This window comes from Rhizobium sp. WCS2018Hpa-16 (assembly GCF_031843705.1).
Classification (GTDB): Bacteria; Pseudomonadota; Alphaproteobacteria; order Rhizobiales; family Rhizobiaceae; genus Agrobacterium; species Agrobacterium tumefaciens_C.
On record NZ_JAVTIX010000005.1, the window covers coordinates 142,988 to 169,960 of the forward strand.

21 protein-coding genes are annotated in these 26,973 nt (G+C 56.2%); 10 read left to right on the top strand and 11 right to left on the bottom strand.

Features of this window, described 5'->3' with window-relative positions:
• Nucleotides 1-2: 2 nt before the first annotated feature.
• Nucleotides 3-671 (bottom strand): amino acid ABC transporter permease, encoded by a 669-nt coding sequence (locus tag RQI55_RS16315; protein WP_243258273.1) that lies wholly within the window; start codon nt 669-671, stop codon nt 3-5.
• Between the two features lie 359 nt (nt 672-1,030).
• On the opposite strand from RQI55_RS16315, the gene RQI55_RS16320 reads away from it, so the two are divergent.
• The 7 genes from RQI55_RS16320 (at nt 1,031) to RQI55_RS16345 (ending at nt 10,600) form a co-directional block, all read left to right on the top strand.
• Entirely contained in the window at nt 1,031-2,578 is a 1,548-nt protein-coding gene (locus tag RQI55_RS16320; protein ID WP_243258272.1) for a cryptochrome/photolyase family protein, read from the top strand.
• Between the two features lie 204 nt (nt 2,579-2,782).
• A complete protein-coding gene (gene kdpF / locus RQI55_RS24235) occupies nt 2,783-2,869 on the top strand; it encodes a K(+)-transporting ATPase subunit F (RefSeq protein WP_065700206.1) in 87 nt (28 codons plus the stop codon).
• An 18-nt stretch (nt 2,870-2,887) separates the two neighbouring features.
• On the top strand, nt 2,888-4,597 hold the full coding sequence (gene kdpA / locus RQI55_RS16325) for a potassium-transporting ATPase subunit KdpA (protein WP_243258271.1): 1,710 nt from the start codon (nt 2,888-2,890) through the stop codon (nt 4,595-4,597).
• Between the two features lie 12 nt (nt 4,598-4,609).
• Nucleotides 4,610-6,646 carry a potassium-transporting ATPase subunit KdpB gene (kdpB, locus tag RQI55_RS16330; protein WP_243258270.1) on the top strand — a complete coding sequence of 679 codons (2,037 nt, stop codon included), beginning with the start codon at nt 4,610-4,612 and terminating at the stop codon, nt 6,644-6,646.
• A 2-nt stretch (nt 6,647-6,648) separates the two neighbouring features.
• Nucleotides 6,649-7,218 carry a potassium-transporting ATPase subunit KdpC gene (gene kdpC / locus RQI55_RS16335; protein ID WP_243258269.1) on the top strand — a complete coding sequence of 190 codons (570 nt, stop codon included), beginning with the start codon at nt 6,649-6,651 and terminating at the stop codon, nt 7,216-7,218.
• A gap of 5 nt (nt 7,219-7,223) precedes the next feature.
• A complete protein-coding gene (locus RQI55_RS16340) occupies nt 7,224-9,917 on the top strand; it encodes a sensor histidine kinase KdpD (RefSeq protein ID WP_311273177.1) in 2,694 nt (897 codons plus the stop codon).
• On the top strand, nt 9,914-10,600 hold the full coding sequence (locus tag RQI55_RS16345) for a response regulator (RefSeq protein ID WP_243258267.1): 687 nt from the start codon (nt 9,914-9,916) through the stop codon (nt 10,598-10,600). Before RQI55_RS16340 ends, RQI55_RS16345 begins: the two co-directional genes overlap by 4 nt.
• On the opposite strand, the gene RQI55_RS16350 is transcribed toward RQI55_RS16345, so the two are convergent.
• The 7 genes from RQI55_RS16350 to RQI55_RS16380 form a co-directional block, all read right to left on the bottom strand.
• Entirely contained in the window at nt 10,597-12,444 is a 1,848-nt protein-coding gene (locus RQI55_RS16350) for a DUF2264 domain-containing protein (RefSeq protein ID WP_243258266.1), read from the bottom strand. The two genes, RQI55_RS16345 and RQI55_RS16350, sit on opposite strands and share 4 nt — an antisense overlap.
• Nucleotides 12,445-12,510: 66 nt before the next feature.
• Nucleotides 12,511-13,791: a sugar ABC transporter substrate-binding protein gene (locus RQI55_RS16355; RefSeq protein WP_243258265.1), complete on the bottom strand. Its 1,281-nt coding sequence runs from the start codon at nt 13,789-13,791 to the stop codon at nt 12,511-12,513.
• A gap of 31 nt (nt 13,792-13,822) precedes the next feature.
• Nucleotides 13,823-14,521 (bottom strand): DUF624 domain-containing protein, encoded by a 699-nt coding sequence (locus tag RQI55_RS16360; protein ID WP_409233745.1) that lies wholly within the window; start codon nt 14,519-14,521, stop codon nt 13,823-13,825.
• Between the two features lie 18 nt (nt 14,522-14,539).
• A complete protein-coding gene (locus tag RQI55_RS16365; RefSeq protein WP_243258263.1) occupies nt 14,540-15,649 on the bottom strand; it encodes an ABC transporter ATP-binding protein in 1,110 nt (369 codons plus the stop codon).
• Between the two features lie 15 nt (nt 15,650-15,664).
• The gene (locus RQI55_RS16370) at nt 15,665-16,837 is read right to left on the bottom strand and encodes a glycoside hydrolase family 88 protein (protein WP_311273176.1); all 1,173 of its coding nucleotides are present in this window, start codon (nt 16,835-16,837) and stop codon (nt 15,665-15,667) included.
• 4 nt (nt 16,838-16,841) lie between these two features.
• Nucleotides 16,842-17,678 (bottom strand): carbohydrate ABC transporter permease, encoded by an 837-nt coding sequence (locus RQI55_RS16375; protein WP_243258261.1) that lies wholly within the window; start codon nt 17,676-17,678, stop codon nt 16,842-16,844.
• Between the two features lie 4 nt (nt 17,679-17,682).
• Complete coding sequence (locus RQI55_RS16380; protein WP_409233746.1) at nt 17,683-18,573, bottom strand: carbohydrate ABC transporter permease; 891 nt, start codon at nt 18,571-18,573, stop codon at nt 17,683-17,685.
• A gap of 277 nt (nt 18,574-18,850) precedes the next feature.
• Here RQI55_RS16380 and RQI55_RS16385 point away from each other — a divergent pair, with 277 nt between their 5' ends.
• A complete protein-coding gene (locus RQI55_RS16385; RefSeq protein WP_243258259.1) occupies nt 18,851-20,629 on the top strand; it encodes a heparinase II/III family protein in 1,779 nt (592 codons plus the stop codon).
• A gap of 12 nt (nt 20,630-20,641) precedes the next feature.
• Complete coding sequence (locus RQI55_RS16390) at nt 20,642-21,430, top strand: carbohydrate-binding protein (protein ID WP_243258258.1); 789 nt, start codon at nt 20,642-20,644, stop codon at nt 21,428-21,430.
• Between the two features lie 12 nt (nt 21,431-21,442).
• Here the strand turns inward: RQI55_RS16390 and RQI55_RS16395 are convergent, their stop codons facing one another.
• From RQI55_RS16395 to RQI55_RS16405, 3 genes are all read right to left on the bottom strand, one after another.
• Nucleotides 21,443-22,183: a FadR/GntR family transcriptional regulator gene (locus RQI55_RS16395; protein WP_243258257.1), complete on the bottom strand. Its 741-nt coding sequence runs from the start codon at nt 22,181-22,183 to the stop codon at nt 21,443-21,445.
• A 105-nt stretch (nt 22,184-22,288) separates the two neighbouring features.
• Entirely contained in the window at nt 22,289-24,202 is a 1,914-nt protein-coding gene (locus tag RQI55_RS16400) for an ATP-binding protein (protein ID WP_311273175.1), read from the bottom strand.
• A gap of 157 nt (nt 24,203-24,359) precedes the next feature.
• Nucleotides 24,360-25,841: an ATPase domain-containing protein gene (locus RQI55_RS16405; protein WP_042617061.1), complete on the bottom strand. Its 1,482-nt coding sequence runs from the start codon at nt 25,839-25,841 to the stop codon at nt 24,360-24,362.
• Between the two features lie 472 nt (nt 25,842-26,313).
• Here RQI55_RS16405 and RQI55_RS16410 point away from each other — a divergent pair, with 472 nt between their 5' ends.
• The gene (locus tag RQI55_RS16410; RefSeq protein WP_243258255.1) at nt 26,314-26,943 is read left to right on the top strand and encodes an outer membrane protein; all 630 of its coding nucleotides are present in this window, start codon (nt 26,314-26,316) and stop codon (nt 26,941-26,943) included.
• Nucleotides 26,944-26,973: the final 30 nt, after the last annotated feature.

Sequence of the window (26,973 nt, forward strand, 5' to 3'; positions counted from 1 at the left end):
CCTCACTTGACCGGGTAGCTGAATGAAAGGCGCGAAATCAAAGCGAAAACGGCCATCATCAGAGACGAAATGACGAGGTAGAGAAGCGTAATGGAAAAATAGACCTCGAATGAACGGAATGTTTCAGCCTCGATCCGCTGAGCAACGGACGTCAACTCATAGGCCGCAATCGATGTGCAGACCGATGTTGTCAGCGTCAGCATGATGAACTGGCTGGTGAGAGAGGGATAGACCGCGCGCAGTGCAGGCTTCAGAATGATGTGGCGGAAGATCTGCGAGCGGCGCAATCCGAGCGCCAGCCCTGCTTCGATCTGCCCCTTGGGAACCGCGTCTACACCTCCACGAATGATTTCGATCGCATAGGCGCCGCCGTTCAAGGCCAGAGCAACAATCGCTGTTGTCGTGGGGTTCAACCGCAGGCCCATCTGCGGCAGCGCGAAGAAGATGAAGAAAATCTGGACCAGAAATGGCGTGTTACGGATGATCTCAACAAAGGCGATAATCAGTGCCCGCAGCGGCTTGAAGGATGATCCACGAGCGATAACGCCCAGTACGCCGATAATCGTTGCCAGAAACATGCCTGCGAGCGCGAGGCCTATTGTTGCGAGGCACGCCAACAGCAATTCCGGCAGGCGGTCGTAAACTGCCGAGAAATCCAGCGTATATGACATCTGTCCTCCCAATCCCGCAAAGCGTCGGTTTGCTCTGCTACTGCCATTTTGCGGGACGTTTTGCACCGTCCTTGTATCTTGCCGAAACCAGCGCCTCCCGCGCATCAATCCATCGGCACCACAATGTTTGTACCAGTTAGTTCAAATCTGTCAAGCGAGACGGATTTCGATACGTCACGGTCATTTTCACTGTGGTCGAGGCGGGTTTCTGCACAATTTGATGACCGCAAATCGTGTGTGAAAAGCGATGGTGACGCTCACACGCAAGCAAAATGGGCTAAGGACCAATATTCGTCCCACGGCGTCATCCGTTTGCTGATCGTGCTCGTAATATCCCGACAACATAAGGAAATTTCTGCATGACGCATTGTCGGAACCTTGTCTTTATTCTGGGGGATCAGCTCTCACCGTCGATGTCCAGCCTTCGCGGGGCAGATCCATCGAGCGACGTGATCCTGATGTGCGAGGTTGCTGAGGAAACCACCTATGTCCGGCACCACCGCAAGAAAATTATCTTCATTCTCTCGGCTATGCGCCATTTTGCGGAAGAGCTAGCCGGTCTCGGCTTCACGGTCAGGTATGTGCGACTGGATGATGAAGACAACACTGGATCCTTCACAGGCGAGTTGAAAAGAGCGGTCGACGATCTGCATCCTGAGGCAATTGTGGTGACCGAACCCGGTGAGTGGCGCGTCCTGAACGAGATGAAACGCTGGAACGCAGAAACCAATCTCCGTGTGGACATTCGCCCAGACGACCGGTTCCTCTGCTCGCATGAGGAGTTTGCCCATTGGGCCGATGACCGCAAGCAACTCACCATGGAGTTTTTCTATCGCGATATGCGTCGGAAAACCCGGCTGCTGATGGAGGGCGATGTTCCTGCGGGCGGGCGCTGGAATTTTGATAGCAAAAACCGATCCCCGGCCAAGCCAGATCTGTTTCGCCCCCGTCATCCACGGTTTGCACCAGACGAAACGACCCGTACCGTAATGAACCTCATCGAAGCACGCTTTCCCGATCATATGGGTTCATCAAATGGATTTGCCTTTGCCGTGACGCGGGCTGATGCGCAGGCATCGGCAGACGCATTCATCGCCGACTTTCTTCCCAAATTTGGTGAAACGCAGGACGCCATGGTCACGGGTGATCCGTTTCTCAATCATTCCCTGCTGTCGTTTTACATCAATATAGGCTTGCTGGACCCACTGTCGGTTTGCCAGGCCGCTGAGCGGGCCTATTTGCAGGGCGATGCGCCCATCAATGCCGTCGAAGGCTTTATCCGCCAGATTATCGGCTGGCGCGAATATATGCGGGGTATCTATTGGCGCTTCATGCCGGATTATGCGCAGCGCAATTTTCTGCGCGCAACACGGCCGCTGCCGGATTTCTTCTGGACGGCAAAAACCGACATGGCCTGTTTGGCGACGGTGATTGGTGAGACCATTGAAAATGCCTATGCCCATCACATTCAGCGCCTGATGATCACCGGCAACTTCGCGATGCTGGCGGGGCTCGATCCCCATGCGCTTCACGAGTGGTATCTGGAAGTCTACGCCGATGCCTATGAATGGGTGGAAATGCCCAATGTCATTGGCATGAGCCAGTTTGCCGATGGTGGTCTGCTGGGCTCAAAACCCTATGCCGCCAGCGGTGCTTATATTTCCCGCATGTCGGATTATTGCGAAAACTGTCGATATGATGTGAAGCGCAAAACCGGTGAGGGAGCTTGTCCCTTCAATGCGCTCTACTGGGATTTTCTGGATCGGAATGCTGAAAAACTGTTCGGCAATCACAGGCTTGCTCAGCCTTACGCCACATGGCGGCGCATGAGTGAGGAAAAGCGCAAGGACTATACCGACAGCGCGCAAGCCTTTCTGCAAAAGCTGGATGATGGTGTCCCGGTCTGATCGCAGCTGTAAGGAATCTTTATTTTTTCCTTATGTAGCGGGCCTGCATTCCCAATCGAACCCTGACGTGGTCAGGGCGTAGGGTGGGTTTCTCAACAAATGGAGAGACCCACATGTCTGACCTTTTCTTCATCCTCGGAGGCAGTGCCTTGCTGATCGGCTTTGCCGTTTATGCGCGCGCGCTGAACAAGCTGTGAGGGCGACATGATTGAAGCTTTGCTCGCGCTGGCCGTTGCCGGCGCTCTTGTCGTCTACCTCGTCGTGACGCTTTTGCGTCCCGAACGCTTCTGACCTTTCGGGAGAACGTCCATGACCATTCTCGGGTGGCTGCAAATCAGCCTCCTTTTCCTCGCCGTGCTCTGCGTTGTCAAACCGCTGGGCCTTTACATGGCGAAGGTGTTTTCAGGTGAACGAACCATTTTGTCGCCGGTCTTAAGCCCCATTGAGCGTGGTATTTACCGCGCCGCTGGCGCCAGCCCGGATAAAGAGCAGAACTGGCTTGCCTATACGCTGTCCATGCTTGCCTTTTCACTGGCAAGCTTCCTCGTTCTTTACGCGATCCTGCGCCTCCAGGCCTATCTGCCACTCAATCCGCAGGGCTTTGCAAACGTGCCAGCGGATCTGGCCTTCAACACCTCTGTCAGCTTCATCACCAATACGAACTGGCAAAACTATGCCGGTGAAGCGACCATGAGCCATTTGAGCCAGATGGTTGGGCTGACTGTGCAGAACTTCCTGTCTGCTGCCGTCGGTATCTCGCTTGCCATGGCCTTGACCCGCGCCTTCATGCGCTCGCAAGCCACCACACTCGGCAATTTCTGGGTCGATATGACCCGCGCCACGCTCTACGTTCTCGTGCCGCTCGCCATCATTGTCGCGCTGGTTTTCGTGTGGACGGGTGTGCCGCAGACGCTGGATGGCACGGTCACGGCAACCACGCTTGAGGGTGCACAGCAGGTCATTTCCCTTGGGCCTGTCGCAAGCCAGGAAGCGATCAAGCAACTGGGCACGAATGGCGGCGGTTTCTTCAACGCCAATGCGGCTCACCCGTTTGAAAATCCAACGGCATTTGCAAACTACGTCAACATATTTGCCATGCTGTGCGTCTCATCCGCGCTCGTCTACACCTTCGGCCAGATGGTGGGCAACCGCCGCCAGGGCTGGGTGCTGTTGTCGGCCATGGCGACCCTGCTCATATCAGGTGTGGCAGTCATCTACTGGGCGGAAGCTTCGGGTAATTCCATCCTGACATCGCTGGGCGTCGATGCGCTTCAGGGCAATATGGAGGGCAAGGAAGTCCGCTTCGGTCAGGCCATGACCGCTCTTTATGCAGCCGTCACGACAGGCCTTTCCAACGGTGGCGTCAACGGCATGCACGGCTCTTTCACCGGTCTTGGCGGCTTGGTGCCCATGTTCCTCATCCAGCTGGGTGAAATTCTGCCTGGCGGTGTCGGCTCTGGTCTTTACGGCATGCTTGTCTTTGCGCTTCTGGCCGTTTTCGTGGCTGGCCTGATGGTGGGAAGAACACCGGAATTTCTGGGCAAGAAAATCGAGGGCCGGGAAATGAAATGCGCCATGCTGGCCGTTCTCATTCTGCCGGTTGCTATCCTCGGCTTTTCAGCGGTGTCGGCCATGCTGCCCATGGCCGTTGCCAGCATCGGCACGGCGGGTCCTCACGGGCTTTCTGAAATTCTCTACGCCTATACGTCGGCGGCTGGCAATAATGGCTCGGCTTTCGGGGGCCTCTCCGGCAATACGCCCTGGTACAATACGACGCTTGGCATCGCCATGCTTCTGGGTCGCTTTGCCTATGTCATTCCTGTCATGGCCATTGCCGGTTCACTTGCCGCAAAGGTCAAGGTTCCAGCCTCCAGTGGCACGTTCCCGACAGATGGACCGCTCTTTGTCGGCCTCCTGATCGGCATCATCATCATCCTCGGCGGGCTGCAATATTTCCCGGCTCTGGCACTTGGCCCCATCGTTGAACATTTCGCGATGCTGGCCGGTCAGACCTTCTAAAGGAAAACACTCATGTCACAAAAGCCAGCAAAACCTGGTCTTTTCGATCCTGCAATCGTCATCCCCGCCATTCGGCAGGCCTTCGTAAAGCTCGATCCCAGACAACTCTACCGCACACCTGTCATCTTCGTAACCGAAGTCGTGGCAGCCATGGTGACAGTGATCTTCATTCGTGACCTTTTGACTGCCAACGGCACAGCAGGCTTTTCGGGCCAGATCGCCGCATGGCTCTGGTTTACGGTTCTGTTTGCCACCTTTGCCGAGGCCGTGGCCGAAGGCAGAGGCCGTGCACAGGCCGAGAGCCTGAAGCGCAGCCGCTCCGATCTCAACGCGCGTCGTCTCGATGCCAATGGCGTGGCGCAGTCCGTTCCGGCCACCATGCTTGCGGTGGGCGATATCGTCGTCGTCGATGCCGGTGAGCTTATACCCGGCGATGGCGAGGTCATCGAAGGCGTTGCCTCGGTCAACGAAAGCGCCATCACCGGCGAATCCGCACCTGTCATCCGTGAATCCGGCGGTGACCGTTCGGCTGTAACGGGCGGAACGCAGGTTCTGTCCGATCAGCTTAAAATCCGCATCACCACCCCGCAGGGCGCAAGCTTCGTGGATCGGATGATCGCGCTCATCGAAGGTGCCGAACGACAGAAGACACCGAATGAGATAGCCCTGTCCATTCTCCTGTCCGGCCTGACGCTGATATTCCTGATCGTCGTTATTACGATCTTGGGCCTTGCTGGCTACTCCGGCACTGTCCTCTCCGTAACCGTTCTGGCAGCTCTCCTCGTCACCCTCATTCCTACCACGATTGGCGGATTGCTGTCGGCGATAGGTATTGCGGGTATGGATCGCCTCGTTCGCTTCAACGTCATTGCCACGTCCGGCCGTGCGGTCGAAGCGGCTGGCGATGTTGACACGCTACTGTTGGACAAGACCGGTACGATCACCTTCGGCAACCGCATGGCGGCGGATTTCATTCCGGCTCCGGGCGTGACCCAGCACCAGCTGGCAGAAGCCGCGCTTCTCGCCAGCCTGTCTGACGAAACACCGGAAGGCCGCTCCATTGCCGCACTTGCCACTGGCGAGTTCGGCCTTGCTGCACCGAAGGCTGTGGTCGACAATACGATTGCTTTTAGTGCGCAGACCCGGCTTTCCGGCGTGGATATGGGCGCTCATCAATTGCGCAAGGGTGCCATTGATGCCGTGTTGAAATTTACCGGCATGACGGACAAGGACGCCCCGCGCGAATTTCTGCAGGCGGTTGAAAGCGTGGCTCGATCTGGCGGCACGCCGCTGGGTGTGGCGGATGGCAAACGCCTGCTCGGAGTCATCCACCTGAAGGACGTGGTCAAACCCGGCATCAAGGAACGGTTTGCAGCCCTTCGCGCCATGGGTATCCGCACCGTCATGGTCACTGGCGACAATCCAGTCACTGCCGCGGCAATCGCTTCCGAAGCCGGTGTCGATGACTTCCTGGCCGAGGCAACGCCTGAGGATAAGCTGGCCTATATCCGTAGGGAACAGCAGGGTGGTCGCCTGATTGCCATGTGTGGTGATGGCACCAACGACGCGCCAGCCTTGGCGCAGGCCGATGTGGGCGTGGCCATGCAGAGCGGCACACAGGCCGCACGCGAAGCCGCCAACATGGTCGATCTCGATTCCAGCCCGACCAAGCTCATCGAGATCGTCGAAATCGGCAAGCAGCTCTTGATGACGCGGGGATCACTGACGACGTTTTCCATCGCCAATGATGTCGCCAAATATTTTGCGATCATCCCGGCCTTGTTCGTTACCACCTACCCAGCGCTTGCTGCCTTCAACATCATGGGCCTGTCCTCGCCGCAATCGGCGATCCTGTCCGCGGTCATTTTCAACGCCCTGATCATCATCGCGCTTATCCCTCTGGCGCTCAAGGGCATTGCATACCGGCCATCCAGCGCGGCCGCCCTGTTGCGCCGTAACCTCCTGATTTACGGCCTGGGCGGTTTGCTGCTGCCCTTTGCCGGAATCAAGATTGTCGATCTCGCCGTTTCGGCCCTGCATCTGGTGTAATCATGCTTAAACTTCTTCGACCTGCATTCACTGTTCTCATCCTCCTGACGCTTGTAACCGGCGTTGCCTATCCGCTGGCGGTCACCGGCATTGCTCAGCTTGTCATGCCGCAGCAGGCGAGTGGCAGCGTCATTCGTCAGGGTGATGCTGTTGTCGGCTCTGCCCTGATTGGCCAGAATTTCACGTCCGAGCGCTATTTCTGGCCGCGCCCTTCGGCAACTTCGCCTGACCCCTATAATGCTGCTGCGTCTTCCGGCTCAAACCTTGGCACTACGTCCGCCAAGCTGAAGGACCGTGTGGCCTCTGATATCGAACGGCTGAAAACAGCAGGCATCACGGGCGCTGTTCCTGCCGATAGCGTCACCGCATCCGGCTCGGGTCTTGATCCGCATATTTCGCCGGAATTTGCGCAGGCGCAGGTCGCCCGCGTGGCTGCTTCGCGCCAATTGACTCCCGAACAAGTGCAAAATCTGCTTCTGGAGCATACCGAAAAAGCGGCTCTTGAAATTATCGGTGAGCCGCGCGTGAATGTGCTAGAGCTGAACCTTGCGCTGGATGCGCTCAAGAGCTGATACGAATGCCGATAAACGAACCTTACGAGACAAACCGTCCCGATCCTGATGCATTGCTTGCCCTGGCGGAGAAAGACCGCCGGGGCAAGCTGACGATTTTTTTAGGTGCCGCCCCCGGTGTCGGCAAAACCTATGCGATGCTGAACCGCGCGCAGCGACTACGTGTTGACGGAGCGGAGATCGTCGTCGGGCTTGCCGAAACCCATGGCCGCACCGAAACATCCGCCCTGCTGGACGGGCTTGAGATATTACCCCGGCTTTCGGTTTCCTACCACGGCAAGGATTTGCAGGAATTTGATCTTGATGGTGCGCTGGCCCGAAAGCCCGCCATCATCATCGTGGATGAGCTTGCCCACTCCAACCCGGAAGGCTTCCGGCATCCCAAACGCTATCAGGACATAGACGAACTCATCGAAGCGGGCATCGATGTGTGGACCGCGCTCAACATCCAGCATCTGGAAAGTCTGTCCGATCTTGTGGCCCAGATCACCGGCGTCAATGTGCGCGAGAGAATTCCCGACACCGTCCTGAAAAAGGCCGATGATGTGCTGCTCGTTGATTTGCCGCCCGCGGAGCTGATCACGCGCCTGCAAGACGGTAAGGTCTATCTGCCAGCCAGCGCAAGGCGTGCTGCCGACCGCTTTTTCCGTCTGGGAAATCTGACGGCGCTGAGGGAACTGGCGCTTAGGCGCACCGCCGACCGGGTAGACGATCAGATGATCGACTATCTCAGGCAAAACGCTATCGAAGGCCCATGGGCGACCGCCGAGCGTCTGCTGGTTTGCATCGGTGCAGATGCGCTTTCCGAAAAGGTCGTACGGGTGGCGAGCCGCCTTGCTTCGGGCTTGAATGCCCCTTGGCTGGTCGTCAATATTTCCCATTCTGACCGGGAGACGATGGACGATGACGATTTACGGCGCATCGATGACACGTTCCGTCTCGCGGAGAAGCTGGGTGCTGAGACGCGCCGGGTGAGGGGCAGCGATTTCGTGACGGAAATCATGAAGCTTGCCAAACGCGAACATGCAACGCAGATCGTGATCGGTTCGCACTGCCGGCGGTGGTTGCGAAATCCGTTGCGCACAAGTCTCGCTGATGCTCTCTCGCAGGAAACCAGCGGCATTGGTCTGCACCTTGTTACTGCGGATGATAAGACGTCGCGTAAAACCGGTCGAAAATTCGTCTTTCCGCCATTGCCGACACTGGCAAAGCCTTTCGGCATCGCCTTTTCATGCGTGCTGCCAGCGGTGCTGCTTGGGGCGCTGATTGACCGCATTGTCTATCTTCCAAATATCTCGCTTCTGTTCCTGATCGCGGTGCTGGGTGCTGCCACCTATGCCGGTTTTGCCGCCGCCCTCATGGCGGCGATGCTTTCGGCGTTGGCCTATAATTTCTTCTTCATACCGCCGCTCTACACCTTCACCATCGCCTCTCCGCATGAGGTGTTTGCGCTCTTTATCTTCGTTGTGGCTGCCGTACTTGCGGGTAGTCTTGGCTCGCGCATTCGCGATCAGGCAAAAACGGCGCGGGCACGGGCAGCCGCCATGCAGGCGCTTTATGATTTTGCGCGAAAGCTTTCCGGCACTGCCGATGTCGATGAGGTGCTGTGGGCTTCCGTCAGCCAGTTACATGCAGGCATCAATCGCAACATCGTGCTTCTGCGACCGAACGGCGATACGCTGGAAACGGCAGCCGCATGGCCACCCGATACGGAACTCGGCATTTCCGAAATAGCCGCCGCACGATGGGCCAATTCGAGAAAGGAAGCAGCGGGCGCTGGTACCGGCACATTGCCAAATTGCCGATTTCAGTTCAGGCCGCTCACCAGCCCGCATGGTGTTGTCGGTGTCTGCGGTTATGAGATTGGCAGCGAACCGCTTGATTCCAACGCAGAGCGCATGTTTTCGGCCATCATAGACCAGACCGCGACCGCTATCGACCGTGCGCGCCTATCATCGGAAAGCGCAAAACAGGCGGTGCGGCTGGAAAGCGAACGCTACCGCGAAGCCCTTTTATCCTCCATTTCCCACGATTTGCGCACACCACTTGCCACCATCACCGGCGCCGTGACCAGTCTTCGGGAACTTGGTGAACGAATGACGCCTGAAAGCCGCGACGATCTCTTGCAATCCATTGAGGAAGAGGGAGCACGTTTAAGCCGTTTCGTCGCCAATCTGCTGGATATGACGAGGATTTCCACGGGCACTCTTCAGGCCAAGCGCGAATGGGTAGATGTCAGTGATGTCGTGCGCTCGGCAACCGAGCGTGCGCGCAAATACTTCCCCGCACAGAGTTTCGAAACCGGCATCGCGACGGATTTGCCGGTGTTGCGCGGCGACAGCGTGCTTCTGGAACAGGTTCTGTTCAACCTTCTGGATAATTCAGCAAAATATGGTGGGGGGGAACCCGTCAATATCTATGCGCGCCGGGATGGCAGAGAGCTGGTTTTATCAGTCACGGATCAGGGCAAAGGCATTCCCGCCGTTGATCTCGACCGGATCTTCGAGAAATTCTACCGCCGCTCCAAAACGGATGGGCGCTCACCCGGCACGGGGCTCGGCCTCTCTATCGCCCGTGGCTTTGTGGAGGCGCTTGGCGGACGCATCCATGCTGAAAGCCCGGCTGTGAGAAAGAGGGGCACTCGTATTGTCATGCGTTTCCCGATAGAGGAAAAAGAACAGACTTTGGGATCATCATGACACTTGCCCGTATTCTCGTCGTAGATGACGAACCACAGATCCGGCGATTTCTGCGGCCAGCGCTGGTTGCCGCCGGTTATGATGTCATTGAGGCCGAGAATGGTACCGATGCGCTAAAAGCCGTGGCCACCGCTGCGCCAGATGCCGTGATCCTTGATCTCGGCTTGCCGGATATGGACGGCAAGGACGTGATAACAAGCCTTCGCGGCTGGTCTGACATTCCCATCATTATACTTTCCGCGCGCGACCGCGAGGTGGAGAAGATCGCTGCCCTTGACTTGGGCGCTGATGACTACATCGAAAAGCCGTTTGGAATTGGCGAACTGACCGCCCGTATCAGAACCGCCATGCGCCACCGGGCAAATGCCGGAAAAGCGCCAACCGTCGTCCATGCGGATGGGTTGCTGATCGATGTGGTGCAGCGGCTCGTCTCGAGAAACAGCCAATCCATTCGGCTGACACCCAAGGAATACGATCTGCTGACCCTGCTTTCGCAGCATGCCGGTCGCGTCGTCACACATCGCACACTGTTGACCTCTGTATGGGGCCCTGCCCATGAAGAGGACTTGCATTATCTGCGTGTCTTCATTGGCCAGCTTCGCCAGAAGATCGAGCGTGACCCAGCGCAGCCAAAGATTGTTCAGACGGAACCCGGTGTCGGATACCGCCTGATCAGTGATTAAATCGCGAACGCATCCACCCGCTTGCCCTCAACGCGGAAGAGCTTTTCCAACGCGGCGATGTCAGGCGCAGGCGGCGCTTTGGCGAGAGCCGCTTTGGCTTGGTCGTGTAAAGGCAACGCCATGGCAGCTGTTATCAGAATGGTTTCACCAGCTGCGAGTGCCCCGCGCAGTTGCGGAACCAGTGTTCGGGGATGGATGAGGTTGGTGTTGGCTATCGCCTGATGAGCCACGCGATCGCGAAGAGAGCCGGGCGAAAGATCGACAATTGCACTGATATCCTTCTGGCCAAAGCACACAGCTTTACCGTTGCCAATCTCGTTCGTATCGCGATTGAAGTCAGCGCGCTCAATGGCAAAACCGCCCTCGGATGTTTCCAGCCCATAGGGTGTTTGGATCCGGTGAACTCTCACATGCCACGGGTTTTGCGGTATGAGCCATGTCTCGACCACCACATCCCGCCACGGCCTCCAGCGAGAATAGAGATGATCGCCCGCGATGAGTGCCTCTTCCATCGTCTCGCGTGTGCGGAAATGAATCCCATCGTCGGATAGACCCAGCATGCCATCGAAGCTCGCCGCTGCAAAATGGCGGTCGTCTGCCTCGATGTTGAAGGCATAGCGTGTGGAGTAGACAAATTTTGAATATTTTTCCTGCGCGCCCCGCATCTTGTCATGCTGCTGGCCGGAAGAGAGAACGACCACATTGCCTGATGTGTGGAATGCGACCATTCCGGGTTTGGGCAAAGGGATCGGTTCGGCAAATGTTTCAGGCTCGGCTTCTGGCGCTGTCCAGAACGGATGGTCGGCGGGAAGGGCCAGAGGCAGGAAGAACTTGAGCGCCCAGTAAGGCGAGCAGGGGGAGTTGTAGCTCTCGCTCATCAACAGGTTGGGGTAGCCATAGCCAATGGATAGCACGCCATCGCGGTCACAGATCGGCAGCTTTGACCACCATCGGATATGCCGCATGTAATAGCCTTTGAGCTGAGACCACGGCAGCGCCTCCAGATTGGCAAAGGCAAGCGCGCCCCAGAAACCGCCTGCCGCGAAACGATAGGTCTGGCTGCGCCCGAAGGCGAGCGAAGCGCCGTCTGGCCCATACCAATGTCGCATATCGGCTGCAAAACTTCTGGAGCGTTGTAGCAATCTTGCTTTTCGCTCATCATCGCCAGTGGCAAGCACACTATAGATCAAGCCGTAAAAGTGCATGGCGAAGGGGACGTAGTGGTCAACCCGACGCACTGGCCCATCGCGGTACCAGCCATCGCCGATGTCAAACGCTTCCAGCTCATCGAGATAGGCGTCCGTCTTAGACGTGTCGAAAGTGACCCCGACCCGGGTGAGACCGAGATCGATCAGCACGCGGAAGAATTTCCAGTTATTGTCAACGAACTCGCGTTCACGCGCAGCCAGAAGATAGTCGGCGACGACCTGTTTGTCGGACTCGCTCAATGGCTCCCAGATGTGCTGCGGCACCAAGGCCAGCGCAAAACCAATGGCTGCCAGTTCCACCAATCGTTGGTTTCTGTCTGAGACATCGCCCCAATATTCGTCGTGGTGAGGATTGGTGCCGTTTGCTAATCCGCGCCGGTACAGGTCCCAATGCGGAAAGTCATATCCGCCCGCGGCCAAGGGAACGATACCCCAAAGCGGCCGTGCAAAACCCTCAAGCTCGGCAGCAGGAAAATCGAATATTGCCCCCGTTGAACTCAGCCGCACTCTTGCGCCACCTTCAGAGAAATACGGCAGAAGCGGATTGAAAAGATCCATCACCGCTTTTGCAAGATCGTCCCGCGTCTGTAGCGGATTGTGAGAAAGCGGGTTGGCCTTGGCGCTATCGTGATGCACGGCAAATCTTCCAAATTGGGATCATGAAAACGGCGGTCGCGAGAGGCCCCCGCGACCGCCAGATAGTTACTTGATGGCTTTCACGCCATCGTCCATGTCCTTGATGCCATCTTCGATGGAGATATTGTCGGTCATCAGCGCATCATGGACGCGGTTTAGAACAACCTCGATCTTTGCGGCATTTGGGTTCACGGCCATCTCCAGATAGGCTTTGCCCGCCTTCAGCGCATCCTTGCTATTCTGGTCTTGTGGGAAGCCAGGGAGGGCTGCGATGGTCTGTGCGACAGTGTCAGAGCGTAGCGCCGGGAATGTGCCTGTCGAGGCCACGATGGCGGCACCTTCTGGGCCGGTCACGAACTTGATGAAATCAAGCGCGGCCTCTTTATGCGCGGAGTTGGAATTGACCGAGAGGCCTGAAATCTGCGCAGCGGTGGTGCCTGCTACCACACCATCGGGATGCGGGAACTTCACGATGCCCCAATTGGCGCTTTTGGATTCGCCCGACTTTACCTTAGCGATCTGTGTTCCCATGAACCATGTTCCCATGGGAAGCATGCCAATGGTGCCATTGAAGAACAGCGCTGAATAATGGGTGTTGGAGGTCTTCAGCGATGCGTAGGAGGGGATTGCGCCGCTCTTTTGTAGCGCAAGCGCGCGTTCGTACCAGGGCTTCAGAAACGCGTAGTCTCCATCCACCAGCGTCTGCTTGCCATCCTGAATGCCCGGTAGTTGAACGGTTGAACGCCATGTGTGAAGCAGCGCGCCATAAACGCGGTTTGCCCCCATGCCGCCCTTGAGCTTGGTGGCGATCTCATCAAACTGTGCCCAGGTCATATCATTGGTTGGATGAGGCACGCCTGCCTTGTCGAAGATGTCCTTGTTGTAATAGACGATCCAGAAATCCGAGCGGAACGGCAAAGCGTAGATCTTGCCGTCGACCGTCATTTCCTCAATTAGACCGCCATATCCTTTCGGATCGATCTTCTGGTCTTTCATATAGCTGCTGAGATCGGTGATGTTTCCGGCACGCACAAGGTTGGCATAGCCGGGAACATCCTTGATGGTGACGATGTCGATGTCTTTGGAGCCGCCGGTCAGCTGCGTCGAGATCATCTGGGTGTAGTCCTGCGAACCGAGATCGACAGGCTCAAAGCTTACATTGGGGTGCTTGGCTTTATAGGCATCCATCAGCGGCTTGAAATAGGCACCCTTATCAAGATCCCAGAGCGCCCATTTGAGGGTGACAGGCGCATTGCTCTGCGCAAAGGCCGCGCCGCCCATGCTCATTGCTAGACTGATGCCTGCGGTGGCCAAAGCGAATGCACGTCGTGTGGTGTTGAATTCCATAGTCGGTTTCCTCCCGGACTGTGTTCGATTTTTAGTGATCTTGTGAATAACGTGTCCCTGTAAGGCGAGAGTTCTGCGCCTGCGCTGCGGCAAAGCAGATCGCAAACATGCCAAGCGAGAAATTGATTGTGGCGGGCATGAAGACCGACACCGGATAAAGCAGGATATGCGCGAGCCACAGCGCGGCGACAAATGCCAGAGCCGCCAACATGGGCAAGGGTTTTACCAATGCGAGAAGAGCCGCCCGCCGAAAAAGGCTTGCAAGTGAAAACTCGTGCGTGACGGTCAGCACGATGGCGTAGGCCGAGCCCAAGGCGACAAAAAGGGTCATGACGATACTGATAGCCAAGGGCAGGCTGTAGATCAGCGCATCCTGAACCAATTTTGCGTAGGTCATGACGGCGTATATGCCAGCAGCCATTATCACTGCGCAGACAGCAACAAGAAGAGTGCCGCGCAACGCGTAGCGCCTGAAAGCCTCGGTAAAATCGCGTAGCAAATAGGTGTTTTCATCCGCAACGATGGAGCGTGAAACCCGCGCCATGGCCAGCGTCGCCGCCGGGATTGTTACGACAAGCAGGCTGGCTATCAGGAAGAGCAGATTAAGCTTTACCAGTTCCCACCATTCCCGTTTGAGAATGTCGAAGAACACGGCAAGGCCGGTGGCGCGCGGGGCATCCTTTTCGATCCCGGCTCCCTCCCTCGTCCACAGTCCTTCAAGCCATTGCATCATGCGCCTCCCAGCGGTTTAGTAGAGAATGGAACGTTCCGTTTCAGGGTCGAACAGCTGCGCGCCGGTTAGGTCGGCTACGAGTGTGATGTCATCGCCAATTTTGCCTTTGAAGCGCGGAGATACGCGCGCAATAAGTGCCTTCCCGCTTGCCACAAGATTGAGATGAACCTCCGATCCCATCGGTTCGGCGAGTTCCAGTGATGCGTTGAACGGAACGGTATTGGCCGCATCGATATCGGCGGGCGCAAACTCGTGAAAATTCTCCGGGCGAATGCCAAGGATCACATCCTTGTTTTCATAAGGCCGCAGCCGTTCGGCATCGATATTGGCGGGAAGAGGCAAAGGCTTGCCATCGAAGACTACACTGAAACGTTCGCCGTCGCGCATTATCGTGACCGGCAGCATGTTCATCTGTGGCGCGCCGATGAAACCGGCAACGAACATGTTGATGGGGCGGTCGTAGAGGTTTTGCGGTGTATCCACCTGCTGGATGTGCCCGTCCTTCATGACAACGATCCGATCCGCCATCGTCATGGCTTCGATCTGGTCATGCGTCACGTAAATGAAGGTCGCATCCAGCCGTTTGTGCAGCTTGCTAATTTCAGCGCGCATCGTGCCACGCAGCTTGGCATCCAGGTTGGATAGCGGTTCGTCGAGAAGAAACACTTCCGGGTTGCGAACCATCGCACGGCCCAGCGCCACACGCTGGCGCTGCCCGCCTGAAAGCGCTTTTGGTTTGCGGTTCAAGAGATGCGTAATATCGAGAATATTGGCGGCTTCCTTGACCTTTTCGTCAATGAAATCACGCGGTGCTTTGCGCAGTTGCAGACCAAACGCCATGTTCTTGTAGACCGTCATATGTGGATAAAGCGCATAGTTCTGGAACACCATGGCAATGTCTCGGTCCTTGGACGGCACGTCGTTCATCACATCATCGCCAATGCGAAGCTCACCACCGGAGATTTCCTCCAGCCCGGCAATCATGCGCAAGGTTGTGGACTTGCCGCAGCCTGACGGGCCAACCAGAATGATGAATTCCTTGTCGGCAATTTCCAGATCGATATCGTGAACGACCTTGAGCGCGCCAAAGGTCTTGTTCAGTTTTTTCAGCGAAATGCTTGCCATTGTTTCCTCACGCGCTCACCAGTAGGAGGCCCACTTGCGCGAAAGTCGCGTCAGTGCTTCCAGATAATAATAATCACCCCAGGACACGCACTCATCGACACCTTCTCCGCGGCAGGTGTTGTGCGGTGTCTTCTTCGAATAGGTGCCGTCGAGAAGCTGCCCGTTGGATATCGCAGGGTCTTTGACTGAATAGCCATCAACGAGGCTTTTCATCATGCGCCGGGCCAGATCGCGATATTGTTCCGCCTTTTCGGGCTCTTCCAGATCGGCCATTTCCAGCAAGCCGCAGGCAACGATAGCCGCTGCCGAACTGTCGCGTGGCTCATTGTCTCCGTCGGAAAAGACTAGATCCCAATAGGGCACAAGATCGTCTGGCAGACGCTTCAGGTAAAAGGCGAGCAGCCGCTCAAAAGCATCGCGATAGGCTGGTAGGCGCTCATAGCGATAGGAAAACGCCATGCCGGCAATGCCCCAGGCCTGACCCCGCGCCCAGTAGCTTTCGTCGCTATATCCCTGCTTCGTCACTCCCCGCACCGGCGCTCCGGTTTCAGGGTCCATGTAAAATGTGTGATAGGTGGAATCATCTGGGCGGACCGAATGCGCTAGCGTCGTGCGGGCATGCGCCAGGGCAACTGTGCGATAGTCTTCCCGACCCGTCCGCTCCGCTGCCCAGTAGAGCAGCGGCAAATTGAGAAGGCAATCAATGATGTAGCGATATTCATTGGGGTTGCCCTTTGCGCCCCACGCCTGAATGAACTGGCCAACAGGCTGAAACCGTTCCATCAACTGGTCGGCTGCCATTAGGGCGGCGCGTGCGCCATCCTCGTCGCCCACAAGTTTCCATGCGGCGATGCAGGAGGGCGAGTAGAGAAACCCCATATCGTGGTGGTCAGTCTCGATGCGATGTTCGATACGGTGGAGAAAACTCTGGACCTGTATCTGGGCTGCGTATTGGAAAACCTTGTCGCCCGTATGCTCGAAGGCAAGCCAGATCTGGCCGGGCCAGAAGCCCGCAGTCCACTGGTTGTTGGCAACGGCTGGATAGACGTTACCAACGCTCGAATGGTTCTGCGCCGTGTAGGTAAACTCCGGCAGATTGCGGCGCACCTGCTCCACAGCGGTCGCCATCGCGGCACTGATTTCGGCGTCGCTGATCGTGTTGGGTTGCGTGTTTGGAACTTGCAGCATGATATCAGCCCTTGATCCCGGAAGAGGCGACGCCTTCGACGAAGAAACGTTGCAGCGCCAGGAAAACGATGAGCACAGGGATCAACGCCACGACGGATGCAGCCATGATCAGCCCGTATTCGGCTGAATACTGTGAGATGAACATGCGAAGCCCGATTTGGATCGTCTTTAGTTCGGTTTTCGTCAAATAGATCATCGGCCCCAGAAAATCGTTCCAGGTGGTGACGAAGGTGAAGATGGTCAGCGTCGATAGCGCAGGCTTGGAAAGCGGCAGCATGATCTTCGCCCAAATCTGGTACTCGTTCATACCATCAATGCGCGCCGCTTCGCAGAGTTCGTTGGGTATCGACATGTAGAACTGCCGCATCAGGAACACGCCGAAGGCCGTGAAGGCTTGCAGCAAAATCAGCGCAAGGTGCGTGTTGTTGAGGCCGAATTCCCGCATCAACAGAAACTGTGGCACCATATAGACCTGCCAGGGCATGGCGATGGTGGCGATATAACCCAGAAACAGCGTGTTCTTGTAGGGAAAGTTCAGCTTCGCAAAGGCATAAGCCGCGAAACTTGACGTCAACAACTGCATGATCGTGACGATGATCGTCAATTTCGATGTGTTGTAGATGAACAGCGCCAGCGGGATTTTTGTCCAGATCTCGGTGTAGTTCTCCCAGCGCGGCTGCGACGGTATCCACTCGATGGGAAAGGCGAAAACATCGCGGCTTAGCTTGAGCGATGCAGACAGCATCCACACAAATGGCAGCAGCATCACGATGGTGATGGCGATGATGGTTGCATACACGGCGATTGTTCCAAGCGTGACTTTTTTGCCCATGATGCGCATCGCTTCAGTCCTCCCGCTGTCTTTTGAACTGGATGACGGTGACGGCAAGCACGAGGAAAAACAGCACCAACGCAATCATGCTGGAATAGCCAAGATCCCAGGAGATGAAGGCCTCGCTATAGATGTGGTAGACGAGAACGAGCGTCGATGTTCCGGGTCCGCCCTGGGTGATCATGTAGACCTGATCGAACACCTTGAAAGACTGGATCGTGAGCATCACGGTGACGAAAAACGTGGTCGGTGCCAGCTGTGGCAAGGTGACGTGGATGAATTTCTGCCAGGCATTGGCACCATCCAGCCCCGCCGCTTCATACAGCTCGGAATTGATGCCCTGCAGTCCGGCCAGATAGATCACCATGTAGTAACCCATGCTCTTCCAGATGCCGAAGAGGATCACCGTTACCATGGCCCAGTGCCTGTCTGCCGCCCAGCCGGGCATATCGGCAGGGTCCATGCCAAGCGTATAAAGCAGCATGTTGACCGGACCCATTTCCGGGTTGAAAATCATGTTCCATACGACGGCCACGGCGACCAGTGAAGCGACATAGGGAAAGAACATTGCCGTACGGAAGAAATCACGCCCGAGAATTTTCTGGTTAAGGAGGACGGCAAGCCCCAGCGCGCAGGCCAGCGTCGCCGGCACAGAAACCACGGTGTAAACAATCGTGTTCCAGAAGGCGGAAATGAAGGCCTTGTCTTCAAACAAGCGCCAGAAATTATCGAGCCCCGCAAAGCTCATCGCATTTGAGCCGTCCCAATGCATGAACGCCAGTGCGAAGGCAAAGAGGATGGGGCCAAGCGTGAAGATGGCAAAGCCAAGAAAATTCGGGGCAATGAAGGAATAGGCGATCAACGCATTTTCAAGTCTGCGCCGTTTTCTTGAAACGATACGCACTTTCTTTTTGCGGTATGGGGCCGCCTGCGTGTCAGACGCGGTCGTAATGGCCACGGCACTTCTCCCATTGTCGGTCAACCGTCGTCATGATCGGCGTAGACCGGCTGCAATATCTCCTGCGATCAGCTTTTCAGCCTGACGCCTCCTGCCGTTTTGATAACACAAAATCCGCATTGGTCAAACAACTTCGCATAACATCAGACAAATTCTCTGGAGATTTGAAAATACGTATGATAGGAGCGAGCATCTGATATCGGATGCGCGGGAGGTCCAGGGCGTGTTTGCAGAAATGATACCGCTCTTGCCAGAACGGCTCGAAGACTTTGCCGCGGATGTCACCATTGATCGGATCCGCGCTTGTGCGTCTCAGGAGAGCCGTGCGCAGCTTGTCGATCTGGCTGTGAAGGCATTGGATGAGCCATGGTCCTTCATTCTCGCAAGCGATTATCTGGAATATACGTCCAACGGAAATCGCTCGCGCTTCGAGGCGCTTTATTTCGCTCGTCGGCTCAAGCTCAATGCGTTGGTTCTGGGCGAATGTATCGAAGGCGAAGGCCGTTTTTTGGCCGCTATAACGGATGGCCTGTGGCTGATCTGCGAAGAGAGTGGCTGGCAGTTGCCAGCGCACAATGCCCATGTGAGGGGTGGCCCGCGAACGCCACTTCCTGATCCGCAAAACCCTGTCATTGATCTTTTCGCAGCGGAAACAGCGGCCAATCTGGCGCTCGTGTCGCATCTGCTCCACACAATGCTCGATCCAACGCTGGTTGCGCGGATATCCGCCGAAATCGACAGTCGCATAACCGATCCGTACCTCACGCGGCACTTCTGGTGGATGGGAGATGGTGCGGAGCGGATGAACAACTGGACGGCATGGATCACGCAGAATGTGCTGCTTGCCACATATCTGCGCCCCACCGGGCAGGCTACGCGCCGCGCCGTTGCGGAGCAATCACTGAAAAGCCTCGATGCGTTTCAAAAGGACTATGCCGCTGATGGTGCCTGCGAGGAGGGTGCTTTGTATTATGGGCATGCAACGCTGTGCATGTTCGGTGCTATCGCTGTTCTCAACGAGGCGGCACCCGGCGTCATGTTGCCCCTTCTCAGGCACGACAAGCTTCGAAATATGGCGGAATTCATCAGTCACATGTACGTCGCTGACAACAGGTTCTTCAACTTTGCAGATGCTCCGGCACGGTTTGAAACCTGTGGCCTGCGTGAATACTGGGTCGGCAAAGCCATCGCATCCCCCCAGCTTCAAGCCTTTGCCGCAGAGCGGTGGCGGACGTCATCCAAGCGGCTGATGCAGGATGAGTGGAACCTCTGGTATCGGGTGCAGGCAGTCCTGCTGGGTCAGGAACTGACAGAGTCTTCGCTGGCGCCGCCTGATAAGCGTGACATTTTTTATCCCGGCATTGGACTCGCGATTGCCCGCGACGACATCGTCGATCTTGCCGTCAAGGGCGGGAATAATGGCGAGAGCCATAACCACAATGATGTCGGCAGCGTCACGCTTTACAAACATGGGCGGCCTCTTCTCATTGATGTTGGAGTGGAAACCTACACGGCGAAGACTTTCTCGCCGCAACGCTATGACATCTGGACGATGCAGTCGGCGTTTCACAACCTTCCCACCTTCGGCGGCGTCATGCAGGCCGATGGCGCGGTTTTTGCGGCTCGAAATTTTCAGGTCGATTTTGGCGGCGATTGCGCCGAAATATCGCTCGACCTTTCTGCGGCCTATCCCCCGGAGGCTGGTGTGCAAAGCTACACCCGAACGGTTCGGCTTGTCCGCGGCCAGCACGTGGAGATCATCGATGAACATAGGAGCGGCAGCGATGCCGTTTTGTCGCTCATGACAGCAGAAATGCCCGTTGTTGGTGGCGATGCACTGGTGATTGGTGACCTCGCAACTGTCGATGTTGAGGGGGGAGGTATCCCGACCGTTGAAGCGATCAAGATCGATGATCAGCGTTTGCGCCAGTCCTGGCCAGAAACCATCTACCGCACACTCATTCCAATCAAAGGCAATCGCCTTCGCCTTGTCATCCGCTAAGGGAGAATGCTGATGAAGCTAACATTGAAAGTCGTTGACGCCACGGGAATGGTCCTGGCGCAAACGAGCGCGGATGATGAGGCCATTCTGGTTTATCGCAGCGAATATGCACAAGGTGACAGGATCGTTATTGAGACAACAGAGCCGTGCCATCTGGATATCAGCCTTGATGCCGGAATGCCGTCAGCGCGTGTTTTCATGGCTGGAACCGATTTTTCGCTACCTGTTCCTTTCGGCGCGACCCGCAAGACTTATCCACCCCAGGCTTTTCTAGGGAATTTGCACCGAATTTCAGTCTGTCATGTTGATCAGCAAGAGGCAAAGACACGTCGGAATCTGACCTTCAACCCATTTGACCACCACGAAAATAAGACGCTCTTTCCCCATGCAAGTGCCAATGTGGAAACGCGCGGAGAGGCCGTGTTTGCTGCCCGCAATGCCATTGATGGCGAAAAAGCCAATACGGACCACGGCTTCTGGCCTTATACCAGCTGGGGCATCAATCAGGATCCGACGGCGGCGTTAACGCTTGATTTCGCACGGCCCGTCCAGATTGATCAGGTCACCTTGTATATTCGAGCCGATTTCCCCCATGATGCGTGGTGGAGTGAGGCCAGCCTGACGTTTTCTGATGGGCATACACTGACCGTTCCATTGCTCAAATCCGGCTCTGCGCAGGTCTTTGCAATGTCACCCAGAATTGTGGAATGGGTGCGGGTCCACGACCTCAAAAAAGCAGATGATCCATCACCTTTTCCGGCGCTCACGCAGCTGGAAATATGGGGTTCCGATGTCGCTTGAAGTGGTGAGCTTTTAGTTGGCTGAAATTCCGCGCAGATCCCGCATCATCTCACGATAGCGGAGCTGGCTTCCGCGCAAGTGCTCTTGCATGGCAAGCTTGGCGGCCTGTTCGTCGCGGTCTGAAATTGCAACGATGATAGCCTCGTGCTCCCTGTGGATCAGGCGCCGATAGGCTGTTTGATCGACTTCCTCTAGTTTCGGGACAAACCTAGATTGCGGAATGGCCGCCGGTCCATGGAGTTCGAGAAACTGCGTGAACAGGGGATTGTTCGTTGCTGCCGCAATTGCGAAATGCAGTGCCAGATCGGCTTCGCGGATGGATTGGTTCTTTTCGATGCAATCCAGCACCCTGGCATGGCAATCGAAGATTGCTTCTTCCTGAGAGGGGGAGCGGCGAAGAGCGGCAAGGCCGGCGGCTTCAATTTCAAGCGGGGTCCTGATTTCCAGTACCTCCAGATCCGAAGAAAGCCTCGCCTTATCGACGTTGACGGGCGGTCGGACGTCCTTTTCCGTTTTCAAAACGAATATGCCCGCCCCTTGCCGAACTTCGACTAGACCGTCGTGGCGCAGCGCAGCGATGGCCTCACGAACAACAGTGCGGCTCACGCCATGCTCTTCTGTCAGTTCCACCTCACTGGGCAGCCGGTCTCCCGGGCTGTATCGACCGGATGCGATAACGTCCCGCAGAATGCCGCTGAGTTGGCTAACCAGCGAAGCCCCGTTTTTGGGACGCTCTTTTCGATTGAGGTGCATTTCGGAGACTCATGGATGAGAACGACAGCGATATCATCACATACATATGATGATTTACCCGATTTGCCAATCAATTCATTATTTGTCTGATGTTTTGCCAATCGCTTATACAGAGTGGGACGCAATCACCTTCGATATTTCGCTTGCGAGCTGGTCTTGCGTGTAGGGTTTACCCAGTCGGTTGATTTCCAGATCGGTGCCTTCCGGCAGCTCTGCGTAGCCGGTGGCGATGAGGATGGGAAGGCTGGGGATCAACTCGCGCGCCCTGCGGGATAGCTCCGCACCATTCATGCCCGGCATCGAAAAATCCGTCACCAGCAGATCGAACTGGCGTTCGCTGGCCAGCAGCTCAAGCGCCTGCATGCCCGAATTTGCCTCGACGACGTCATGCCCAAGATCTTCCAGCATGTCGACCGAGCTCATAGCAATCAGCGGATCATCATCCACCATCAGAATCCTCAATGGCCTGTCGATGGACGAGTTGTCCACCTGAGCGGGCAGGGCCGGTTCCGTGGGGTAGCCCGCATCATCGGCATAGACCGGCACCCACAACTCAGCAGTGGTGCCTCTTCCCTTCGTGCTGTGGAGAATGAGTGCGCCTTTTAGCTGCAAGGCAAGGCCGTGGATCATGGAAAGGCCAAGGCCCGTGCCCTTGCCAAGTTCCTTGGTCGAGAAGAAGGGATCAATCGCCTTTTTCAAGGTGTCTGCGTCCATCCCAACACCCGTATCTGCAACGGAGAGAACGATATAGTCTCCGGCAGACAGCTCCGCCGTCGAGTGCGCGATGGTGTCTTCGCGCAGGCTGATTGTCACGGTGCCACTATCAGGCGTGGCGTCTCGTGCATTTACGACGAGATTGAGGAGAGCGAGCTCGATCTGGTTCGCATCGCCCAAGGCAAAACGCAGATCCGCATCAATTGCACGCTCAATCGAAATACGCGAGCCGGCGGACCGACGGAGCAATTCATCCATGTCCTCGACAAGCTTGGGCATATCGACCGGTTTCACTTGCAAGTCCTGCCTGCGGGCAAATGCCAAAAGCCGTTGGGTCAGCGACGCGCCACGCTTTGCACCCTTCAGCGCACCATCGATAAGCCGGGTGGCTTTCTCATCGCCGGAGACGTGCTTTGCCAGCAGTTCGAGATTTCCCATTACCGCCATGAGCAGATTGTTGAAATCATGTGCCACACCGCCGGTGAGTTGGCCGATGGCCTCCATCTTCAGCGCTTGCCGCAATTGCTCTTCGGCTTTTTGCCTATGATCCACCTCGGCCATGACAGTTTCATGGGCCTTCAGCAATTCCGCCGTTCTTTCGGCTACGCGTAGCTCCAGAGTTTCGTTCACGCGGCGCTGTCGCTCAACGATTTCCTTGCGCTCGGTTATGTCAGCCGCGACACCGACCAGCTTGCTCGGTACGCCCCGCCTATCACGATAAAGCTGTGCTTTCGTTTCCACCCAACGCACAGAGCTATCGGGCCGGCTAATCCGGTACTCGATGGCATATTCGCTACCATTTTCGACGGTATCGTGAACCGCAGCTTCCACGCGCAAGCGGTCGTCTGGATGGGCCTTGGCTAGAAGGTCCTGATACGTGCAAGCCGCATCCGCCTCAAATCCGAAGATGGTCTTGCACGCCGCAGAGCTGATAAAGCACATCGACGACAGTTCAAGCTGCCACGAGCCGAGCCTGCCCGCACTCAACGCAGTTTGAAGCCACAATTCGCTATCTGCCAAAGCTTCGATCTTGGCTCTGGCATCGAACTGGCGAAGACGGTTTCGGTATGCGGTTCTGGAGACGCTGATGAAGGTGGTGACATGGAACGGTCGTTCCAGAAAGCTGACATTGCCGAGAATTTCCGAGAGCCGCAAAGCTATCGGGTTGCGATCTGGCCCTCCACCACGATGGGTCAGAACGATGAAGGGCAGGTCGGACCACGCGGCTTGCGCGCCGATCCAGTCGGAAAGGCCCCGCAAGTCTGCAGAGCGCAACGTGTCCTCAGTCACGACGACAAATGCCACATCCTCGCCCAGCGCCGATACCATGCCGGGCAAAGAGGAGACCGATCGTGAGTCTATACCTGCTTCTGCGAGGATAGATTTTGCTATGTCACCATCTCTGCCATTTGGCGTGTAGATGAGAGCGAAGTGTCCGGGATCAATAATTTTCCGAGCTTTCTTAATCTGGGGAGTCGATAGACTTTTCGGGCATCAGAAACGGGACACCCCTCAGCACGCCCTGGAAGGACGAAATCGGTTCTCCGAGCGTCAAGCCGCTCTCGTTGATCTTGTATTCGCGGATCGTGTCTTCATGCATGCCAGTCCGCTTCTTGATAACTGACACGGCCCGTCTGACGCGGCCGACAGCCTCGAAATAACGAAGCAGGATAACCGTATCTGCTAGGTAAGTTACGTCGACGGGAGATTTCATGTCGCCGACGAGACCGTGCTGAGCAACTGTCAGAAAAGTGTTTGCCCCCTGCCTGTTCAAGAACTGTAGCAGCTCATGCATATGCAGGATAAGCGCATTTTCCTCGGGCATTGATGCCTGATACCCGTTGATACTGTCGATCAGAACGGTTTTCGCATCATATTTTGCGACATGTTCTCTCACGCGTTGGGCAAACTCACCGGGAGACAGTTCCGCCGCATCGAGCTGCTCGATGTAGAGGCTGCCCTCGTCGCGCATTGCCTCCAGATCGATGCCAATATGTCTCATTCGATTAAAGAGCAGGCCTAGTTCTTCATCGAAAATAAACATTGCTGCCTTTTCCCCACGAGCCAAGGCGGCGGCAACGAACTGGATGCCGAAAATGCTTTTCCCTGTGCCAGCAGGCCCAATGAGAAGAGTGCTCGATCCGCGATCAATGCCGCCACCGAGAAGCCCATCGAGACTATCAATGCCACTGCTGAGCGTATCTCGCACAAACGTCGTCTTGTGTTCGACAGCCCGAAGACGCGGAAATACCGCCACGCCACCGGTGCGAATGACAAAGTCATGGTAGCCGCCACGGTAGGATTGTCCACGATACTTCAAAACCCTCACTCGCCGACGTTCCGAACCATAGTTAGGGGAGAGTTCTTCAAGATGAATAACGCCATGCACGACGCTATGGACTGTCTTGTCGAGAGTATCAGCGGTCAGGTCATCCAGTAGCAGAACCGTCGCGCCCGACTTCGAGAAAAAGTGCTTCAGTGCCAGTATCTGGCGCCGATAGCGTAGGGAACTCTGGGCAAGCAATCGAATTTCCGAAAGGCTATCGATGACCACTCGATCAGGTTTTATCCTCTCGAAGGCGTCAAATATCAGCTTCGTCGTTTCACCGAGTTCCAGGTCGGAGGAATACAGCAGGCTCTGCTGCTGGTCCGCATCGAGCAGGCTTTCCGGCGGCACCAGTTCGAAAATTTCGATGTTCTCGTGCAGAACCATATTGTGAGATGCCGCACTATCGCGCAACTCCTCTTCAGACTCCGAAAGACTTATATAGAGGCAGCGCTCACCCCTCACTGCTCCCTCAATCAGAAACTGCAGCGATATTGTCGTCTTGCCGGTGCCGGGCGATCCCTCAAGCAGAAACACATGCCGTCGTGTCAGGCCTCCAGACAAGATGTCATCCAGACCTTCAACGCCCGTCGTGGCTTTGCTATCAATTTCTCTCATGATTGTTCCTGTTTTGGGCACGTATCTTTGACGTCATCATAAGTCCGATTAAGGGAAATAACTTATAGGATTTGCGGTAGAAATGATTTCAGAGCAGGTTCTGTTCCAATTGGGGCGAAACGCGGTCAGTTGAGCGACGTTCATCATCTCCATATGCTTGTGCCGATGATGTGCTATCTCGAAGAGCGACCGGTTTGCCGCATTCCAACGCCATGTTCGCATATGAGATTTTTGGATCGTTGAAGCAACGAGCTTGGCCCTATAACCTATGAGCCAGCGCGAGCCAGGACAGTTAACTCTTTGTTATCCATACAGTTAAAGTTTTAGGCAAATTCTAACGGAATTGCGGAACGTGCCTTACCTTTGTGCCATTCTTAGCCAAAACCGCAATCAGACGCACAGTCCAGGATGTGTTTTAGAATTTAGTGGCCAGCTTGGGTCACAGTGTAAGAACAAAGTGTGGAGTAAACCTATGTCGAAGACCCTGAAATCTGTTGCAGCTGCAGCCCTTGTCTCTCTTGTGGCAGCACCTGCTTTGGCTGCAGATCTGTCATCCTACGAGGCGCCGCCGCCTGCCTATTCCGAGGAGCCGAAGACCTCCTGGACTGGCGCCTATGTTGGTGGACACGTCGGCGCGGCTATGCCAAGCGCCAACCCTTTCAAGGGCGGCAAGGGCTTGGCGCTCGGCGCGCAGGCGGGTTACGACTATGATCTCGGATCTGCCGTCGTTGGTGGTGAAGTTGAAGCCACGCATCTGGGCGACACCCGTGCGAAGGTGCCAAATGGTAACCTCAAGGAACGCTGGCGCGCAGCCGCGAAAGTTCGCGCCGGTGTTAAGCTCGACGACACGCTGGTCTACGGCACAGCCGGTCTGACCGTCACCAGCCTGCGTGATGGCGGCGGTGTGACAGGCCCTGACGGCATGAAGGAAGGCTACCTGCTTGGCGCAGGTGCGGAGCACCGCTTTACGCCACAGGTATCTGCCAAGGTCGAATACAACTATGTAGCAACAGACGATGTTCGCACCTTCTCCAACGGCGTCACCTCGCACACGGATTTGACCGACCACGTTGTTAAAGGCGGCGTGAACTACCGCTTCTAATTTTGAGACAGGCGGCGGACCAGTTCCGCC